Annotated in this window: 21 protein-coding genes; 3 read left to right on the forward strand and 18 right to left on the reverse strand. The window is 42.3% G+C overall.

Annotation, left to right across the window (positions count from 1 at the left end):
- Positions 1–11 precede the first annotated feature (11 nt).
- The 14 genes from accB to V1500_RS18810 form a co-directional block, all read right to left on the reverse strand.
- Positions 12–515, reverse strand: coding sequence for an acetyl-CoA carboxylase biotin carboxyl carrier protein (gene accB / locus V1500_RS18745; RefSeq protein WP_409301600.1), 504 nt, complete (start codon positions 513–515; stop codon positions 12–14).
- A 706-nt stretch (positions 516–1,221) separates the two neighbouring features.
- Complete coding sequence (locus tag V1500_RS18750) at positions 1,222–1,788, reverse strand: SpoIIIAH-like family protein (RefSeq protein WP_409301601.1); 567 nt, start codon at positions 1,786–1,788, stop codon at positions 1,222–1,224.
- Positions 1,789–1,803: 15 nt separating this feature from the next.
- Complete coding sequence (gene spoIIIAG, locus V1500_RS18755; RefSeq protein ID WP_409301603.1) at positions 1,804–2,472, reverse strand: stage III sporulation protein AG; 669 nt, start codon at positions 2,470–2,472, stop codon at positions 1,804–1,806.
- 1 nt (position 2,473) lies between these two features.
- On the reverse strand, positions 2,474–3,088 hold the full coding sequence (spoIIIAF, locus tag V1500_RS18760) for a stage III sporulation protein AF (protein ID WP_409301605.1): 615 nt from the start codon (positions 3,086–3,088) through the stop codon (positions 2,474–2,476).
- A gap of 17 nt (positions 3,089–3,105) precedes the next feature.
- The gene (gene spoIIIAE / locus V1500_RS18765; RefSeq protein WP_409301607.1) at positions 3,106–4,299 is read right to left on the reverse strand and encodes a stage III sporulation protein AE; all 1,194 of its coding nucleotides are present in this window, start codon (positions 4,297–4,299) and stop codon (positions 3,106–3,108) included.
- 64 nt (positions 4,300–4,363) lie between these two features.
- Positions 4,364–4,753: a stage III sporulation protein AD gene (gene spoIIIAD, locus V1500_RS18770; protein WP_409306045.1), complete on the reverse strand. Its 390-nt coding sequence runs from the start codon at positions 4,751–4,753 to the stop codon at positions 4,364–4,366.
- A 13-nt stretch (positions 4,754–4,766) separates the two neighbouring features.
- Positions 4,767–4,970 carry a stage III sporulation protein AC gene (gene spoIIIAC / locus V1500_RS18775; protein WP_409301608.1) on the reverse strand — a complete coding sequence of 68 codons (204 nt, stop codon included), beginning with the start codon at positions 4,968–4,970 and terminating at the stop codon, positions 4,767–4,769.
- Between the two features lie 21 nt (positions 4,971–4,991).
- A complete protein-coding gene (gene spoIIIAB / locus V1500_RS18780) occupies positions 4,992–5,507 on the reverse strand; it encodes a stage III sporulation protein SpoIIIAB (protein ID WP_409301610.1) in 516 nt (171 codons plus the stop codon).
- Positions 5,508–6,431, reverse strand: coding sequence for a stage III sporulation protein AA (gene spoIIIAA, locus V1500_RS18785; protein ID WP_409301612.1), 924 nt, complete (start codon positions 6,429–6,431; stop codon positions 5,508–5,510). It abuts the gene before it with no gap.
- A gap of 290 nt (positions 6,432–6,721) precedes the next feature.
- Positions 6,722–7,279, reverse strand: a complete 558-nt coding sequence (gene efp / locus V1500_RS18790; RefSeq protein ID WP_409301614.1) for an elongation factor P — start codon at positions 7,277–7,279, stop codon at positions 6,722–6,724.
- A gap of 19 nt (positions 7,280–7,298) precedes the next feature.
- On the reverse strand, positions 7,299–8,360 hold the full coding sequence (locus tag V1500_RS18795; protein WP_409301616.1) for a M24 family metallopeptidase: 1,062 nt from the start codon (positions 8,358–8,360) through the stop codon (positions 7,299–7,301).
- Entirely contained in the window at positions 8,361–8,807 is a 447-nt protein-coding gene (gene aroQ / locus V1500_RS18800) for a type II 3-dehydroquinate dehydratase (RefSeq protein ID WP_409301618.1), read from the reverse strand.
- A 24-nt stretch (positions 8,808–8,831) separates the two neighbouring features.
- Positions 8,832–9,020 carry a hypothetical protein gene (locus tag V1500_RS18805; RefSeq protein WP_409301620.1) on the reverse strand — a complete coding sequence of 63 codons (189 nt, stop codon included), beginning with the start codon at positions 9,018–9,020 and terminating at the stop codon, positions 8,832–8,834.
- Positions 9,021–9,104: 84 nt separating this feature from the next.
- On the reverse strand, positions 9,105–9,629 hold the full coding sequence (locus V1500_RS18810) for a YqhR family membrane protein (protein WP_409301621.1): 525 nt from the start codon (positions 9,627–9,629) through the stop codon (positions 9,105–9,107).
- Between the two features lie 205 nt (positions 9,630–9,834).
- Here V1500_RS18810 and V1500_RS18815 point away from each other — a divergent pair, with 205 nt between their 5' ends.
- Entirely contained in the window at positions 9,835–10,788 is a 954-nt protein-coding gene (locus V1500_RS18815; protein ID WP_409301623.1) for a DUF1385 domain-containing protein, read from the forward strand.
- Positions 10,789–11,039: 251 nt separating this feature from the next.
- Positions 11,040–11,441, forward strand: a complete 402-nt coding sequence (locus V1500_RS18820) for an SA1362 family protein (protein WP_409301624.1) — start codon at positions 11,040–11,042, stop codon at positions 11,439–11,441.
- Between the two features lie 365 nt (positions 11,442–11,806).
- On the opposite strand, the gene V1500_RS18825 is transcribed toward V1500_RS18820, so the two are convergent.
- Both V1500_RS18825 and splB read right to left on the reverse strand, forming a co-directional pair.
- Positions 11,807–12,697, reverse strand: coding sequence for a patatin-like phospholipase family protein (locus V1500_RS18825; RefSeq protein WP_409301626.1), 891 nt, complete (start codon positions 12,695–12,697; stop codon positions 11,807–11,809).
- 91 nt (positions 12,698–12,788) lie between these two features.
- Positions 12,789–13,814, reverse strand: coding sequence for a spore photoproduct lyase (gene splB, locus V1500_RS18830; RefSeq protein WP_409301628.1), 1,026 nt, complete (start codon positions 13,812–13,814; stop codon positions 12,789–12,791).
- 144 nt (positions 13,815–13,958) lie between these two features.
- Here splB and V1500_RS18835 point away from each other — a divergent pair, with 144 nt between their 5' ends.
- Positions 13,959–14,147, forward strand: coding sequence for a hypothetical protein (locus V1500_RS18835; protein WP_409301630.1), 189 nt, complete (start codon positions 13,959–13,961; stop codon positions 14,145–14,147).
- 236 nt (positions 14,148–14,383) lie between these two features.
- Here the strand turns inward: V1500_RS18835 and V1500_RS18840 are convergent, their stop codons facing one another.
- Entirely contained in the window at positions 14,384–16,945 is a 2,562-nt protein-coding gene (locus V1500_RS18840) for a vitamin B12-dependent ribonucleotide reductase (RefSeq protein ID WP_409301632.1), read from the reverse strand.
- Between the two features lie 431 nt (positions 16,946–17,376).
- Complete coding sequence (locus V1500_RS18845; protein WP_409301634.1) at positions 17,377–18,213, reverse strand: biotin/lipoate A/B protein ligase family protein; 837 nt, start codon at positions 18,211–18,213, stop codon at positions 17,377–17,379.
- Positions 18,214–18,376 lie beyond the last annotated feature (163 nt).

Genomic DNA, 18,376 nt, shown 5'->3' on the forward strand with positions numbered 1-18,376 from the left:
AACACAGCTCCTTATTCTGGCTTCACTACAAACAACGGCTGGCCATACTCCACCAGTTGGCCATCCTTAACCAGAATTTCTACGATCTCTCCGTCTACTTCTGATTCTATTTCGTTGAAAAGCTTCATGGCCTCAACAATACAGACGATGCTGCCAATTTTAACTTTTGAACCGACTTCTACATATGTACCCTGATCTGGAGATGGTGACGCATAAAACGTACCAACCATTGGGGAAGTGATTTTATGTAAGTTTTCTTGAGTTTCTTCCTTTGTCTCCTGGGCAGCAGGAGCTGCAGGCGCTTCATTATTTGGTGCTGCGGCTTGGACCTGTACAGCTGCCGGCGCTGCAGCCTGAACAGGCTCAGGTGCCTGCTGATAGACTACGGATACTGGCTGCTCCGGGTTTGTTTTTTTCATTTTAATTTTTGTACCGTCTTGTTCGTAAACAAATTCATTGATGCTAGATTGGTCTACCAATTTAATAAGTTCTCGTATTTCCTGTACCTTTAACATTCCGGCACCCCTTGTCAACAATTTTTATCTTTTATATACATATTTAGATATTGCGAAGCCTGAGTCATATTTTATGACTAGCTACTAATATCATACGATAACATCTTAACAGAATTCAATAGATGGGTAAATCATATCAACATGGTTAGACTTATTATTATTCATTTTTAGAAATATTGCGAACAAAATTAACAGGTACTTCAAAAAAAGAAATATAACATTGATACTAGGCATAAAGACATGATTTTATACAAGTGTTGATTGACTTTTGTATAAATATTAACAACGATGAATAGGATGGCATTATCTGCTCCAGCTTGGTTATCTAACTATCATTGCCTAAATGCCTGCTTTACCAAAACTCTCTATTTTGGCATCGGAATTTGATTCTTCCTTACAGCATCAGTTTCTGCGGTTCGGGCATTCCAAAAGAGGTGCCATTTTAGTTTCAGTAGCCTGATAATAAATATACAAACTAAGGTATCTGATTCCCCACATTTACTAGTATACCTTTTCCCTCTCAACCACTGCTATTGAAATGAATCGACCGCCAAGACTGCCTTTTGGCCTAATTGAATTTTTTTTTGCTTCCTGCAGGAACTTCTATAGACCTGCATTCCTATATTGCTTTGGCTATTTTCGTCTGTATCAAAGTAAGGAAATAAAAAGACCCATGCAACAGAGAGCATGGGTGTATGTTGAAAAATTATTTTTGTGGCTGGAATTCCACTGCAATGTTTGGCAGCTGATCGAATTCCTTAGAGACGAGCTGGATAATATCATCGGCAGCCTTCTGATTCGGCTTGTCAGCCTTGACCATAATGTTCACATTATCACCGTCAATTCTGACCAAGGCTGCATCATAATCCATCGTCCCTATCAAAGTTTCCAGGATTCCTTCTTTTTCATCTACTTTATTTAGCTCCTCCAAGGAATCCATTGCTTTATTTCTTTCCTCGGCAGATAGCTCCGTATTCGCAAGTGCCATATTTAACTCTTCCCTCAGCTTTTCCCTGCTGTCTGTTATTTCCATTCTTAAAGCTTCGAAGGCATCATCATCTCCTGCTGCCTTCGTAACAACGGAGGCCCCTTTTTTTGTTTTTGCAGTTTCTGCTTTTCCACTTTCCTGTTTCACTTCCTGAGTATCCTCTTTTTGATCGGTAGCAGCCAGATCACCCGGTTTTTGCTCAGGTGTAGTCAAATAGTAGACAGATAATACAACAACAAGGCTAAGCATTGTTAATAACCACACTGTTTGTTTTTTTAATAGCATACTAGTTCTTCCTCCTTATTTTTTTGGCATGACCGAAACCCTGTGGCTCGGCACATCCAATGTTCTCGTAACGGCTTCCACTATCCATTTTTTTACTTGTATATTATCCGCCCCTTTCGCTACAACAAGGACTCCCCTGATTTTAGGCTTTTGTGTTTCCAGAACAATAGGTCCTTCTTTTTCCCCATCGCGAATTATGACCAGCTGCTCTTCTATGTTGGTATCCTCCACTGTCCGTTTTCCGCCTTCCTGATCTGTTTCATCTGTTACTTGTTTTTGGGTATTCTTATTCTTTTCAAATATTTTTCTCTCTGAAGCATCCACATTGACAACTACCTTTACATCAGATACTCCTGCAATTTGTTCTAAAGCCCCCTTCATTTCTGATTGAAGGTACTTTTCATAATCCTTGATCGATTTGATTTCTGTTGATTCCTTTCTGCCAAATGCAGGTACGTCCTCCTGCTGCTGTTCGCTAAAAACCGCCATTCCACCAGGACTGTCTGAAGCAGTGTTATCCTTGCCTGCTGTAAGGAAGTTGCCTGCCATCATAATCCCGACTCCAAAAATCAAAACTATAAACACATACAGATACAGAGATGGTTTTCGCTGTTTGGGGTCAGCATCCCTATTAATATTAATAAGCTTGTTCAGCCAGGTGAACGGTCCTTTATCTTTTCCCATATCATAATCCACCCCTTTCCCCGGCTATCTCAATGATTTCTGGTTTTACGGACCATGCAGCTGCGAGGAACTGTTTAATTTGGTCTGTATGGTCTGAGTGGGGCTGTGGGGAATTCCCCGTATCAATTTCTATTTTCTCGACTGCCTCTATCGTATCTGTCTGCTTTTTTGTCTGCTCTAAACTCAGGACTATTTTTTCTACATCTTCTGTTTTTTTGGGCTGCTGCCCGTTTTTTAGTTCGATTTTTTCAATTTGCATCACCATCTCGTACTTGTCCATCAACTCCTCTTTGACATCCGCTTCCATATCTGCAGCCATTTGTTTTAAAATATATGCTTGTTGGGAGGCTTGTATTTCTTTTTTCTTCATTTCCGTTAGATTTTCCAAATTATTAGGCTGACCCTGTTTAAAGTCGACGGTCGCTTTGGCAAGCAACTGGTCAAAATCTGTATGGAACAAGTTGAGGATTGGCGATATGATGATCGCAATCAATAGGAGACCAATCACCATCTTTGCATATTTCTGCATGGCAGAACTGGGAAGCAGCATGTCAATAACCGTAGCCAATAGAACGAATAATATGATATTAGTGATCCATCCAGTTAAAAACTCCAACTATCCCGCCCCTCTTTCTACCGCACCATTAACGTAATATTCCCGGCGGCTATGATTACGGTAATGCTTAAAAAAAACATTAAGGACACTATTGCAAGAGCTGCAAAAATATAAACCATGCTTTTGCTGATTATGTCCAGGCATTTGATCACAGGCCCCCCTCCCAATGGCTGGAGCAGGCCTGCGGATAATTTATATATAAATGCAATAGTAAGTATTTTAATTGCCGGAAATGCTGTGATTAATAGAAGAATCCCGACCCCTGCCATACCTACTGTATTTTTCAGCAGTACCGATGCATTGATGACAGTATCAGTCGCTTCGGTAAACATTCGCCCGATAACCGGAATAAAGTTGCCGGTAATGAATTTGGCGGTCCTGATCGTAATACCATCAGCAACTGCAGAGGAGGCTCCCTGGACAGATATTACACCTAAAAATACGGTCATAAAGGTACCCAAAAGCCCAATAGCCCAGTTCCTTAACATCCCTGCAAGCTGTGTTACCTTATACTGCTCACTCAAAGTACTTACGATGCTCAGAATTGCTGACAGGAATAGCAGTGGCAGGACAACAAATTGGACTAAAAGTCCGCTTGTATTCATCAGAAACAACAACACAGGATGGAAAAATGCGGCGGAAATCACTCCTCCGGACGCCGCTATCATGGCAAGCAGCAGCGGAATCAATGCCATCAAAAAGGAGATCATCAGCTCGACTGTTTCTTTTGTATATGTGACTGCGATATGAAAACTGTTAAGTGCCAATATAATCAGCACCATAAATACAATTGCATACGCTACTTTGCTTACTGAGCTTTGTTCAAATGCATTTTGAAGGGATTGCAGAAACATGCTCAAAATGGTCAACAAAATTAAAGAACCTAAGAGTTTTCCGTTTACAAGAAGTTCGTGAAAAATGAATTTCCCAAGTCCTTTGAACCACTCGCTGAAGGAAAATTTCTTTTCTCCACTGATAAAATCCATGAAGCTCCCCTTTTGGCTCTCTGGCAGGAAACCTCCATACTCTGTAATGATGTCATCCCAGAACTTTTTGATTTCTTCTACACCAAGCTTGTCTATTTGTGACTGCACCAGGTCAGACTGCATGATTGGTTCTGTGCCGGCCTTTTCTGAAGCTTGTACAATATCGGCATGAAGTAAAAACAGAAAGAGAATGGAAAAAAAAAGAAGCCGCGTGTGCTGTATCATCTATTTCACCCACCTGCCACCGTAATGATAAAACGTTTGTAAATAGTTAATTGAATGGGCATCATCAGCTCGGAATAAGCTTAATGATTGTTTCGATAATCACTGTAAGAATCGGAATGGCCATTGCCAGAATCAATATTTTCCCTCCGAGCTCGATCTTTGAAGCAATCGAGCCCTGGCCAGCATCCTTGGTAATTTGTGCGGCAAACTCAGCTATATAGGCGATGCCGATTATTTTTAGAATAGTCTCCAGGTACACCATATTGACTTTCGCATTTACCGCAATCTTTTCAAGCATCATGATAATTTCGTATATTTTGTCTGCCAAAAATAAAAAGATGGAGCAGCCGACAAATACTACTAACAGAAAGGCAAGGTTGGGCTTTTGTTCCTTGAGGATCAGTGCAAGGAATGTAGCCGTAAGTGCAAATCCGACTATCTTTAGGATTTCAATGGCCGAGCCCTCCTTATTGGAACAAAAAGACAGATTTAATTTTTTGGAACAGATTTTCAACGATGGAAGCAACCATAAATAATATATAGATGAAGCCAAACAGGGTGACCCACTGGGCATATTCCTTCTTGCCTACCTGGTCAAGAATTGTATGAAGAAACGCAACGACAATTCCGACTCCTGCGATTTTAAAAATAACATCCACTTCAATACCCATCTTGATTCCTCCATTTATCGCCTAAATAAGCAGGATAATTAAAAGCAGCCCTGATAAAAATCCAAGGCTTTTTACCATTTTTTCGTATTTCCCCTGTTTGTCTATCGCATCATTCTCTTCGCGTTCCAGATGAGTAATCGCAAGCAGAATCTGTTTTTGCTGATGGTATCTGTCATGCCTGCCCAGGGTCTCCCCGAATTGTGATAATATTTCGAATTCCCCTTGTTTCAACGCCAGCCATCGCCATATTTCACTGAGACTTTCAGACCATGCGGACTTCACAGTGGTCTCACCTGCTGATAGTTTGATCGCAAATGATTCAAAGAAAAGGGACATTGGTTTGGGCATTTGTCTGGACAGCTTTCTCGCTGCTTCAGCAAGAGGAGTATGGCCGTACATGATTTCCGCTTCCAAAGATTGCAGGGCCACTTTTAGCTGCCGAAGCTGACGCGGCCGCTGGCTTAAATGCCTGGAGGCCTCAAATCCGAGCCATGTGGTTGCCAGGATAATGATCACTGCTCCAAAAAGTTTGAACATTTACGTCACACCTGCCTCTTCCATCACTCTGTCTCCATTCTGATTCAATATTTGAAAACTTCTTCCGTATGAGTTGTCCAATTTCATTACAATAAATCGTTCAAATACTCTTTGCTGGAACAATGCTGCTAGGTTTGGCCTGTTTTTGACATCATCTACCGAATGACCATGGACCGAAATGATCAATTTGATTCCTGCATTGACCGCTTCCATTACCGCAGCTGCATCCTCAATCCGTCCGATTTCATCCGCAACAAGTACCTCCGGTGACATCGAACGGATTAACATCATCATCCCTTCCGCCTTGGGACAGCTGTCCAGAACATCTATTCGAGGGCCAAAAGTAAGCTGCGGAATCCCATACACACAGCCGGCAATCTCTGATCGTTCATCCACCACCCCTACTTTTCTGGCTGTTATCTTCCCATCCTTACTGCCGGATGATATAAATCTGGCAATATCCCTCAGCATAGTGGTCTTTCCTGTCTGCGGCGCGCCAACGATCAAGGTGTGATGATAGTCTGCTGTATAAATATGTGGAATGATTGAATCCGCCGCACCAATTTTTTGGCGGGCTATTCGAATATTAAAAGAAGAAATGTCCCGAATGGCTTTCACAGCACCATTTTCCAGGATGACTTTCCCCGCGAGTCCTACCCTGTGGCCGCCTGCGATCGTTATATAGCCTCGCTTCAGTTCCTCCTCGAGTGTGTATAAGGAAAATTGGCTTAAATGACTCAGTAACTGGGCTGCATCTTCCGAATCCACAATACAGGGTAAAAATCTGGGCTCTCCGGCAATAGCAATTTCAAGGGGACGGCCAATCCTGATTCTGATTTCTTCCATGTGGTCCGCAAGCACGGCAGGCAAAGTACGAAGAATTTCTTTAATTTTTTTTGGCATCAGTGCCAGGACTGTTTCCATTTTGTTCTCCTCCCGTTGAACCTGTTTCATTATTTAAAATGTATGCCTGTCTCGCAGCTTTATGACTGACATAGGGTCATAGCTTTTCATGCATACATTCTATTTCTATTACAGCTTAGAGACACCTGGGGGGGCAGCTTGCTATATATAACAGCTTCCGCTTAGAACAAGCGAAAAAACCCGGAGAACAAGTCTCCGGGAAATGTGGAAATATATTAACTTATGAGGATGCTATGATTGCTGCGCCGAGAGGAGAAAAAGGCTGCCAGCAATGCCGGCAGCCTTTACTCTTATGCACGTGATACGTAAGAACCTTCTGTTGTATTAATAATTAGGCGATCGCCCTGATTGATAAAGAATGGAACCTGAACTGTCAGCCCCGTTTCAAGGGTTGCAGGCTTTGTTCCTCCAGATGCTGTATCCCCTTTGATTCCTGGTTCAGTTTCTGTTACTTCTAACTCAACTGTATTAGGAAGCTCCACACCAAGTGTTTCACTTTGGAACATCATAATATGAACTTCCATGTTTTCCTTCAAGAATTTTAATTCCCGCTCAATGCTCGCAGATGGAAGCTCAATTTGCTCATACGTTTCATTATCCATGAATACGTGATTATCACCGCTTGCGTATAGATATTGCATTTTCCGGTTTTCAATATGAGCCTTGCTTACCTTTTCACCCGCACGGAATGTTTTTTCCTGAATGGCCCCAGTACGAAGGTTGCGAAGCTTAGAACGGACAAACGCTGCCCCTTTTCCCGGCTTTACGTGCTGGAATTCTATTACCTGCCAAATTCCATTGTCTACTTCAATTGTAAGGCCTGTGCGAAAATCGTTTACAGAAATCATGTTTGTTTCCTCCTACATGTTACAAGATTAATAATTCTTTTGTTGAATGTGTCAAAGACTCGTTGCCCGAAACCGTAATAATTGTATCATCTTCTATACGGACTCCGCCAAGCCCCGGTACATATATGCCCGGCTCAACAGTAACGACCATTCCCGGCTCCAATACAGTATCGGATTTGAATGAAAGTGCAGGGCCTTCATGGACCTCCAGCCCGATCCCATGACCGGTCGAATGGCCAAAATACTCTCCATATCCCTTTTCATTGATGAAATTGCGGGTAAGCGCGTCAGCTTCTTTACCTGTCATTCCCGGTTTGATTCCTGCCATGCCCCGAAGCTGGGCTTCCAGAACGATATCATATATATTTTTCATTTCTGTACTTGGCTGGCCAACCGATACCGTACGTGTGATATCAGAGACATACCCTTGATAGTATGCGCCATAGTCAAGAGTAATCAGGTCGCCTTTTTCAATGACCTTTTCTGAAGCGACACCATGCGGAAGAGCCCCCCGTACACCAGAAGCCACAATCGTATCGAATGAGGAAGAGGCAGCTCCCTGCTTTCTCATAAAGAATTCCAGCTCATTGGAGACCTCCAGCTCAGTTAATCCCGGATGGATAAATTCAACAATATGCGCAAAGGCCGCGTCAGCAATCTTTGCGGCTTCCTTTAATATCTTAATCTCAGATGGTGCCTTAAGCAAGCGTAACTTCTCTAGCAAACCGGACACCGGCACAAGTTCACCTTCAAAAGCTTCCTGATAGGACTTAAATGCTGCATATGTAAGATGGTCCTGCTCAAATCCAAGCTTTGTGATGCCCATTTCTTTTGCTTGCTGGGCCGCTTCTTCCACTATGGAGCCTACATGCTTTATGATTTCAAAATCAGGAGCCTGTTTTGCAGCCTGCTCGACATATCGAAAGTCTGTGATGAACTTGGCTGCATTTCGGGAAACAAGTACGATTCCCGCACTGCCCGTGAAGTTGGATATGTACCGCCGATTAAAGGAGCTTGTAACCAACAATCCGTCTAGGTTCACCTTTTCCATTAAAGAACGTAATTTCTCTAGTTTCTCCATCTATTTTCTCTCCTTTATTATCTCTATCATAGCCTGCAAAGCGAGCTCATAACCCATCAAGCCCAAGCCAACTATTTGCCCGGCGGTCACCGGAGCGGTCACCGATGTATGCCGGAAGGATTCCCTTTGATGAACATTTGAAATATGTACTTCTATTACCGGGATAGTAATCGATGCAATGGCATCGCGGATCGCATAGCTGTAATGGGTATAGGCTCCAGGGTTAAGAATGATTCCATCCTGTCCATCATCCTCGGCCCAATGCAGCTTATCGATGATATCCCCTTCATGGTTCGACTGAAAGGCGGTAAGAGCCGCATCATATGTACCTGCCTTTTTTAACAGCATTTCCTCCAAGTCTGAAAGGGAAGTACTGCCATACACCTCCGGCTCCCTTTTTCCCAACCTGTTCAGATTGGGGCCATTTATAAGCAATATTTTTTTCATATAATCACACGCTTCTTTCCTGTCTTACTGCAGCCGCACAGCCACCCGGAAGTCATAGGCATCCAGCTTGAGCGGTTGCGGAACAGTCCCCCCATCTCTGCCTGTGCATGACAAGGCTGGGTGAGCACCTTCTGTTTTTCTTTCCCCTCTGTATACGTTCTTATTAATTGCCTTGCTTAATTTACCGATCTTCAAAGGCATGCATGGCTTCATTCGCCAAAACAACCTGGAAATACATAGAAAAAGAATGTTCAATAAGAACATTCTATCATAATTAACAATTGTCTTACTACCTTTTTAAGGAGTGCTTCCCTGTGCAGAAGATTGCTTATTCCTCTTGCTTTCTTCGATTTCCTTATTCTCATATGAAATGGTATAGCCGACAAACACACCATAAATTATAAAGATACAAACACTCGTAATAATGGATGTAGCATTCAGGTGAGCATAAGATGGCAAATCAGAAAAAATAGGCCTGATGACAAATAATAATAAAAGCCATAAAGCCAGCCCATATACCATTCCAGCAATGATTGTTTTAATTTTTTTAAAAAGCAGGCAATACACCAGCGCAGCAATTATGGATAATCCCGCAAAAATCAATAACGAAATAGCCAGCCCCAGCCAGCCTTCTACCCAGCCAGCCCTTGTCCACGAGGTCAGGATGAATTTGGGCCCTACACTCATGAAATTAAAATAATAGGCAACCTGTGCAATGAAACTCCAAATTAGCCCTCCAAAAAATCCAATGATGATGGAATCCTTGAACAGAGACCTGTTAATTTCTCCTCCATTTTGACTGTTTTTAAGTTTTTGACTCATATCGCTCGTTCACCTCCGGCTTTTAGTATGTCCTTAAACAGCCGAATATTGCTTCCTTTGCTCCATTTCATTCATTACTAAAAAAATTGGCTGTTACAAATTGTACAAAAATACTGTTGTTTTTAGTATGATTAGATTAACCATGCAGGCAGTTTCTACTATGGAATAATCGCATGCAGTGAATTCAATATAGGTTGGTGTAGAAATGACTGAGTTTCAAAAACCGGTTTACGGAGGACAAGCAGTGGTGGAAGGTGTCATGTTTGGCGGCAAGCACCATACCGTGACAGCGGTACGCCGCAAAGATACTTCCATTGAGTATTTCAGGGTACGTCGTGGATATAATCCATTGCTTGGCAAACTTAAGAAAATCCCTTTTCTTCGGGGAATCGTAGCTTTAATTGATTCAAGCGCAAACGGCTCTAAGCATCTAAATTTCTCGACGGAGAAATATGATATTGACCCAAAGGATGACCAGAGGGCAGCTGAGGAACAGAAACAATCTACCTCAAAAATTGCAATGTGGCTGGGTGTAGCGGCAATAGGGATTATTTCATTTTTATTTGGCAAGGTTTTATTCACCCTCATTCCTGTCTTTCTTGCAGCATTAACAAAACCTGTATTTGAGAGTGATCTTGCGCAAATCTTTATTGAGAGCCTTTTTAAGCTCTTCCTTCTTTTCTGCTATATTTATTTTATTTCGTTCACGCCGCTCATAAAACGGGTGTTTCAATATCATGGGGCAGAGCATAAAGTAATCAATTGCTTTGAGAGCGGTAAGGAACTTACAGTGGCCAATGTTCAAAGCTCATCCAGACTGCATTACCGCTGCGGCAGCAGCTTCATTCTTTTTACTGTTTTTGTAGGCTTTTTTGTATATGTCTTCTTTCCTACAGATCCATTATGGCTAAGGGTAGTCATCCGGCTGCTGCTAATTCCGGTCGTGCTTGGAATATCCTTCGAAGTGTTGCAGCTGACGAATAAATTGCGCGACGTCCCTGTGTTAAGGTATCTGGGATATCCAGGATTATGGCTTCAGCTCTTGACTACTAAAGAGCCTACAGATGACCAAGTCCAGGTCGCACTTGCGTCCTTCAATGAGCTCTTGAGAATGGAAAAAGACACAGAACAAGGTTTAAAGACTGGGGATATTGTGTAAAAAATAAACATAATATGAAATGAAACCCCTGACACTGCGATAAAATCTCCTTATTGGAAGGTTCAGGCTCCTGCTTAAAGCCTGGCTTCGATAATAGCCGCGAATCTTTGATTATACAGGACACCCCGCCCAAGCTACAAACCCAGCTTGCAGGTAGTTTTGATACTATATCAAAGAGCCAAAATAAATTATAAGATTTAAGTTTAAAAATATCTATTTTTGCTCAAGATGCTCCTAAGGAGGTGTCTTTGTTGAATCGTTCGGTAACATACTTCATTTACTGTATAATCGCTCTTGGTATGATTGGACTAATTGGACAGCTGGTTTACAATCCTGTCGGACTATTTAAAAACCTGCTGATTATTGTTATCGGTGCGGCAATTGTCTATTTTATATACAGGCAATTAACAAAGGGGAAACCTGAAAGGAAAGAGCAGCAAGCATTCTCAAAAGCAGCCCGGCAATCGAAAAAGAGACAGAAAAACAAAAATGCTTCCATCCATGCAAAACGAGATAATGTCGCCAGTATATCCCAAGCAAAATCTTCCAAATCTTCCTCTGCCAGCAAGATAAAGATGCGGAAGAAGTCCGATATACATTTGACCGTGATTGATGGAAAGAAAAATAAAAAGAAGAATCGGGCGTTATTTTAAACGTCCGATTTTTTTATTTAGGCAATTTTAAAGTTTTATAATTTTACCTGACGAACCGTAACTGGTATGGCATACTCACCTGCTATTAGAGGGGCGAGAAAGATGGAAGCGCTCGTCCAGCCTCAGCATGAGAATGCAGGCTAAGCTTATCTGGCTTTTTCATAATTTCGGTCCAAGGGGACAAGCTGCGTCCAATAAACATCTTTTAATGCAAGTTTTTACGTAGTTTGTAATAATTTTAGATAAACATTGTAAGTGCAGGGTGATTGATAAAAATGGACAGCCTTTTAGGCAAGCAAACTAAAAAGCGCCATCAACTTCTAAGACACTTTACTGTTACGATACATGCTTAAGCCAGCCTGAGGCTAATATGACCATCTTCTCAAGAACGCTTGCGCACAGTGCCTTCCACGGTTGATCAGTATCGCTTTGCTTTCCTCGTTCAACAGGAAATCCGTCGCCGAGATTTCCTTCATGGGAACAAAGATAATGTTCTTTACATGTTTGCGGGAGATATACCTCGAATCATGGGCATCCTTCATTGTTTTAAACAGTGCATTGAACATTTCTATCGCATTTTCTATTTTCTGCGGCTTTTTTCTTTCATCATCAGCACTTAATTTTATTCCAAGTACCGGGCGTACCTTTTTCACGTGATCGGAATCGAACAGCCACATTGGGAAATTGCTTAGTACACCCCCATCGACGAATAAATTGCCAAATTTCCGCTTTGTACCGTTGAGCTTGACCGGCTCGAAAAAATAGGGAATGCTGCAGCTCATCCGTACCGCTTTTGCTATAGGAAACGCGGCTGGGTCAATCCCGTAAATTTCCAGATCATCCGGCAGCACAACCAAACGTCCATTTGTTATGTCTGAAGCTATAATTCTTAGTGATTGAAAAGGAATGTCTATAAATGTCCGTACTCCTTTTGCAGCGAGCGTATCACCCACCCATTTTTCCAGGGCATCCCCTTTGTACAGCCCTAATTTCCAATAAAGTAAAAGCCATTTAGCAAATGGGATAGGCAGCCAGTCATGCCGGCGATCTAATAGCACACCTATATCCATATCATTTAGCATTTGATTTATTTCCTGGCCATTGTAGCCCGCTGCGATGAAAGCGGCAATTATCGATCCAGCGCTGGTGCCTGCGGTCCTATTAAAGGAAAATCCTTTCTCTTCCAATACCTGAATTGCTCCTATTAACGCAAATCCTTTAATGCCTCCACCGGAAAATACCCCGTCGATAATCATAGAAGCCCTCCCTTTACCGGCCTTGATAAACTTTAATCCGGCGGGAGGGCAATTATTACTTTTTTATTTATAGACATGCAAGCTGCGTAAATCAGGTGAAATATTGGACCTCTGATTGCGGGAAATAATCGTTTATATAATGACGGATGGTTGATTCCAGCTCCGCTGCTTGTTCATTTTGATAAACATATTTTCCGATTCCATATCTTCCCCACTTATATTTCCTTTTTGATTCATCAAGTTCAAGTTTCGTTTTTGGATAGTTTTTTTGTATCACTTTTTTAGCAGGGGCGGTAAAACGGTGCTGGATTAATTCAAATGTAAGCCCATTGGTGTCCACACCCTGCAATGATTCATGCAATCGCTTGAACAATTCGAGATATCCTTCCTTCCAGTCCTCATGGACATAAATTGGCGCAACGATAAATCCAAGCGGGTACCCAGCTCCCGCCACTTTTCTGGCCGCCTCGATCCTTTCTTCAAAGGAAGAGGTACCGGGCTCAAAATTCTTTATGACATACCGTGAATTTATACTGAAACGAAAGCGTGTTTTGCCATTATGCCTGGCATCCAGGAGATGGTCCACATGATGGAACTTGGTCACAAAACGAAGTAAGCCGTGCTCAGATTCCCCCATGAATTCAATTGTCTTTTTTAAGGAATGTGTCAAATGATCCAGTCCTACAATGTCTGATGTACATGCTGCCTCAAAACGGGTCGGTTCAGGTGCCCTTTCGGCCATATAATTCTTTGCAGCATCAAAAATCTCCTCGAGGTTCACATATGTGCGGATATATGGCTTGCTGCCCAGCGTGGTTTGCAAATAGCAGTAATGGCAGTGGCCCATGCAACCGGTAGCAAGGGGAATGGCATATTCCGCTGAAGGCTTTGACGTATCAAACTTAAGCGTTTTTCTAACACCCACGACGAGTGTTGATTTTGCTGTACGGTATTTTTGAAATTCATTATCGCCTGGCAGGCCCCGAATCTGGTTATGAGACGTCGTTTCCCTTATTTCAATATTCATATCCTCGAATTTCTTCTTCAGCTCCTGGCCGAGCGGATACTCAAGCGCTCTCGGCTCAATATAAACAAGCTGCGGGACAAAAGGTTTCATACAAAACAGCTCCTTTTGCTCAGGGTATGTTTGTCACTCATGTAATTAATGTAATGAGACACCCTAACTGTTAAGGATAGTTTTCCTGTATCCCGGGCTAGTCATAATGTATAAGTTTTGGTAATAAGAGTGGAGGGATGTTCTATGTACAAAAAGAATGAAACCTATGTGACAACAGCACCTGAGGAGAAAAAATTGACAGTTGTGACCGACCATACTTTTCCAAACCTGCGGTTCATGCCGGGAGATTCCGTTGATCAATATAATGAGCAGAAATCCGCAAACCGTATAATGGCTGAAGATGAAATAGGCCAACAAAATGAAAACCTATAATTGCAATGAAAACACAGTTAGCCTGCTCCCTGGAATTCTAAGCTCGCTTGATGTACCCAGTACATTTGCCAGGTGATTCTTGGCAGTCATAAGGACTAGTTACATGATCGACCCTCACGGAACAGATGAAATCTCCTATAGCTGAAACCTGGTCTTCAATTAAAATATCGGCAACAATAAAAACCCCCTGTCCTTCAGGTGAGGAAAGGGGGAAACAGCTTTCAGTAGTATATAAATTATAACCCGCAACGAAGCTGTGCTCCGCAGTTTATACAAGTATTGCAGCCGCCGATTTCTTTAACTTCGCCCTGGCGGCAAACCGGACAAGTGTTGCCTACCTCTGAACCAATTGTTACATTGGTAGAACGAAGCTCATTAATCGTGTCAACAAGAACAACCTTCTGCTTTTCTGCTGCTTCCTGTGCCGCTTCCTGCTCATAAAATGTGTTTTCTTCCGCCTTTAAAGTAAGAACCTGGCTGTCACGGCTTCCATCAACGTATACCGTTCCTCCTTTTGCTCCGCCTCGATAAAGACGTTCGTACACTTTTTCCACTTGTTCTACAGTGTAACCCTTCGGAGCATTTACCGTCTTGCTGATTGAACTGTCAATCCAGCGCTGAATGATGCATTGAACATCAGCATGGGCTTCCGGCGTTAGATCCATGGCCGACACAAACCATTTTGGCAGGTTATTCGGATCGGCATCCTGGTTCCTACCCACGTATTCTTGCACGATGTCAGCCTTCACTTCAATAAATTTGCCGAGACGGCCGCTTCTGTAATATGTGAATGAGAAGTAAGGCTCCAGTCCTGTGGAAACACCTACCATCGTTCCTGTGCTTCCTGTCGGGGCTACAGTGAGCAGATGGGAATTGCGCATTCCATGTTCGAGGATACTCTCTCTAACGTCTTCTGGCATCTTTTTCAAAAATCCTGTGTTAATGAATGCATATCTTAATCGATTTGTTTCTTCTTCGTTTTCTCCTTGCAGGAATGGGAAACTTCCTCGCTCTTTAGCAAGCTCGATGGATGCACGGTAAGCTGATACGGCGATTGTCTCAAACACCTTGTCAACGAGCTGGTTGCCTTCATCGGAGCCGTATTCTGTCTCACAATAAATAAGCAGATCGTGAAGGCCCATTACCCCCAGTCCTACACGGCGCTCGCCAAGTGCCTGTTTTTTATTGGCTTCGAGGAAATAAGGTGTTGCATCGATGACGTTATCCTGCATCCTGACGCCGATTTCGACTGTGCGTTTCAGCTTCTCAAGGTCTACCGTCTTGTTCTCCCTATCAGCCATTTCCGCAAGATTTACGGCAGCAAGGTTACATACTGAATATGGAGCCAGAGGCTGTTCCCCGCATGGATTTGTTGCAACAACCTGCTGCCCATACGCCTTCGCATTCGTCATATCGTTCGCATTGTCAATAAAGAAAATACCCGGTTCTGCAGAATATGTGGCACAGATATTGATCAAGTTCCATAGCTCTTTCGCACGAATGGTACGATACACACGGATTTTATGCCCCTGTTTCTCCCAATCACGCACATCTCCTACATTATGCCATTCCTCATTATAAATTTTCATTTTTTCAGTGTCGTAGCTCTCAACATCGGGGAAGCGGAGCTGGTATTCGGAATCATTTTCAACAGCATCCATAAATTCCTTGGTTAAGCAGACTGAGATGTTGGCGCCGGTCAGAAACTCTGAATTGTGTACGGAATAATTTCCTCCATCTCGAAGCTTCGATTCTGCTTCTTTAATAATCTTTTCATTGAAACCTCCAAGACCCGGGATTGTTTTATAGTTTACAATCCCCTGATACATAGCTGCCTCCTGGTCAGTCAGCGGTGTAAATTTCAATTTCTCCCTGGCATGCTTTTTAATTGTTTCATCCTTTGTATTTTCAACGAGATAACGCAGGATGCGAGGATTTTGCATCTTTGAAATGATGAATTCCACAATATCGGGATGCCAATCAGAAAGCATAATCATTTGGGCTCCTCTTCTGGAGCCTCCCTGTTCCACAAGATGAGTCAGCTTCGCAATATCATCAAGCCAGGAAACCGAACCTGAGGATTTTCCATTAACGCCTTTAGCTAAAGTATTGCGCGGACGGAGAGTAGAACCGTTCGTACCGACGCCGCCGCCGCGGCTCATTATTTCCATCACCTGCTTTCTATGTTCAGATATTCCTTCACGGGAATCCTGGACGAAAGGCATTACATAGCAGTTGAAATATGTTACGTCTGTATCGGCACCAGCTCCGTATAGGACTCGCCCCGCTGGCACAAAATTTAGGTCCGCCAATTCTTTATAGAATTTTTCAAACCATTCTTTCTGCTTGTCATCAGTTTTTTCAACAGCTGAAAGCCCTGCTGCGTTGCGCTTTGCAATTTGCTCGTAATAAATTTCAAGCGGCTTTTCAATTACATCCAGTGAACGGTTGACAATTCCAGTTTCAATCTCTTCCGGCTTGTCTAATACACCGCGAAATTCTTCTTCAACAAGAACCTGGGCTTTCTTGGTTTCCCAGTCGATGTTCACGATGTACCCAAGCCCTCTCGCCGGGAATTTTGGATCTTCTTTGATGGTCAGTACAACAAAATCTCCGCTGGTCAAAGTAATTTTCCCGGTATCCTTAAAAGAATACCGGTCAATCATGACCAGCCTGGATACACCTTTATTTGTCCTGTGCATGTCCGGTGTAATCTCAAATACCTGGGGGAATAAAGAAATGTCTTTGTTCAACCTTTCGACATTAACCTTCATATCTTGCTTAATTACCACTGACATTGCAACCTCTCCTTTAGCTCTATCTCTTCTGTCTCTATATGCCGCGCGTCTATATGTAGTCAATAGATCATCTTTGTAAGTATCATGTTCCCTAAATCTATCATACGAAACCCCCTAAATCAATATATAGTATATAATTTATTTTTTAACATACTACATATTGTGTTATCGGTCATGAGAATTATTTTTGTCAAACACAAAAAAATATAAATTCATAAGAAATATGGAGATAAAGATCATTTTTTGTTGGAAATTCAGTTATTTTTAACATATTTTAAGAGTTGCTTTTTTGGGGATTACATTGACATCTTGTATAGCCTGTCATATATGCGCAAGGGAGTTTACAAGTACTAAAAATTTTATTGAAATTCTCCAGTATCTTTCTAAAAAAAATAAGCGGTGTGAACCGCTTATTTCATTACCGATGATTATTACCGCATAAAATTCCATTCATTGCTTTCGTATTTAGTTCTGGCCAGAGCCATTACCTCTTCTGCCTGTCCCTCAGTTAGTTCATACGGCTGCAGATCAATCCCGAGGCCTTCGGCAAATCCTTTCTTGAAGGCTTCTTTTGCTTCCTGTATATCGATTTTCCTGGACGAAATATCGTTAATGGCTACCGCTTTATTGTGAAAACTCTTCATCATTCGCTCTTTGACTCTTTCGTTAGGAAATTTAAACATGCTGAATAATTTTTCATCATCAAGATCCAGCAGTATGGAACCATGCTGCAAAATGACACCTTTCTGTCTCGTCTGTGCACTCCCTGCTACCTTTCTTCCTTCCACTACCAGCTCATACCAGCTCGGTGCATCAAAACAAACGGAAGATCTAGGCTCCTTCAAAGCCGCTTTTTCTTCATCCGTTCTTGGGACTGCAAAGTAAGCATCCATACCTAAATTACGGAAGCCCATTAGAATACCTTCAGATATTACCCGATATGCCTCCGTTACATTTTTCGGCATTTCCGGATATTCTTCCGTCACGATTACGCTATATGTAAGTTCATGCTCATGTAATACTGCCCTTCCTCCTGTGGGCCTTCTGACAAACCCCAGGCCTTGTTGATGCACTTGTGCTAGGTCAATTTCTTTTTCAGCCTTTTGAAAATATCCGATCGAAAGAGTAGCCGGGTTCCAGCCATAGAATCTGATGACCGGCGGTATTTCCCCCTTGCTATGCCAGTTAAGCAACGCTTCATCCAGTGCCATATTGTACGAAGCAGAACAGTCTCCTGAATCAATAAATCCCCATACTTGTTTTTCCATTGTAATTCAACCCTCTTCATTGCAGCAGTTTAATGAATCCACATAGTAGTGTAACAAAAATTACGGCAAATTTAAAAGAAAGCGATTAAGGCAAAAATAGCCTTTATAAGATATGTTATTAATTTTGTGTTTCTAAGTCAGCGATTATATAATAAAATATGTT

This window comes from Peribacillus sedimenti, from assembly GCF_046237635.1.
Taxonomy (GTDB): domain Bacteria; phylum Bacillota; class Bacilli; order Bacillales; family DSM-1321; genus Peribacillus; species Peribacillus sedimenti.

Bases quoted from the DNA above. Each gene is read 5' to 3' on its own strand.
- accB (WP_409301600.1), bottom strand. From the start codon at position 515: ATGTTAAAGGTACAGGAAATACGAGAACTTATTAAATTGGTAGACCAA.
- V1500_RS18750 (WP_409301601.1), bottom strand. From the start codon at position 1,788: ATGCTATTAAAAAAACAAACAGTGTGGTTATTAACAATGCTTAGCCTT.
- spoIIIAG (WP_409301603.1), bottom strand. From the start codon at position 2,472: ATGGGAAAAGATAAAGGACCGTTCACCTGGCTGAACAAGCTTATTAAT.
- spoIIIAE (WP_409301607.1), bottom strand. From the start codon at position 4,299: ATGATACAGCACACGCGGCTTCTTTTTTTTTCCATTCTCTTTCTGTTT.
- spoIIIAC (WP_409301608.1), bottom strand. From the start codon at position 4,970: ATGGGTATTGAAGTGGATGTTATTTTTAAAATCGCAGGAGTCGGAATT.
- spoIIIAB (WP_409301610.1), bottom strand. From the start codon at position 5,507: ATGTTCAAACTTTTTGGAGCAGTGATCATTATCCTGGCAACCACATGG.
- spoIIIAA (WP_409301612.1), bottom strand. From the start codon at position 6,431: ATGGAAACAGTCCTGGCACTGATGCCAAAAAAAATTAAAGAAATTCTT.
- efp (WP_409301614.1), bottom strand. From the start codon at position 7,279: ATGATTTCTGTAAACGATTTTCGCACAGGCCTTACAATTGAAGTAGAC.
- V1500_RS18795 (WP_409301616.1), bottom strand. From the start codon at position 8,360: ATGGAGAAACTAGAGAAATTACGTTCTTTAATGGAAAAGGTGAACCTA.
- aroQ (WP_409301618.1), bottom strand. From the start codon at position 8,807: ATGAAAAAAATATTGCTTATAAATGGCCCCAATCTGAACAGGTTGGGA.
- V1500_RS18805 (WP_409301620.1), bottom strand. From the start codon at position 9,020: ATGAAGCCATGCATGCCTTTGAAGATCGGTAAATTAAGCAAGGCAATT.
- V1500_RS18810 (WP_409301621.1), bottom strand. From the start codon at position 9,629: ATGAGTCAAAAACTTAAAAACAGTCAAAATGGAGGAGAAATTAACAGG.
- V1500_RS18815 (WP_409301623.1), top strand. From the start codon at position 9,835: ATGACTGAGTTTCAAAAACCGGTTTACGGAGGACAAGCAGTGGTGGAA.
- V1500_RS18825 (WP_409301626.1), bottom strand. From the start codon at position 12,697: ATGATTATCGACGGGGTATTTTCCGGTGGAGGCATTAAAGGATTTGCG.
- splB (WP_409301628.1), bottom strand. From the start codon at position 13,814: ATGAAACCTTTTGTCCCGCAGCTTGTTTATATTGAGCCGAGAGCGCTT.
- V1500_RS18835 (WP_409301630.1), top strand. From the start codon at position 13,959: ATGTACAAAAAGAATGAAACCTATGTGACAACAGCACCTGAGGAGAAA.
- V1500_RS18840 (WP_409301632.1), bottom strand. From the start codon at position 16,945: ATGTCAGTGGTAATTAAGCAAGATATGAAGGTTAATGTCGAAAGGTTG.
- V1500_RS18845 (WP_409301634.1), bottom strand. From the start codon at position 18,213: ATGGAAAAACAAGTATGGGGATTTATTGATTCAGGAGACTGTTCTGCT.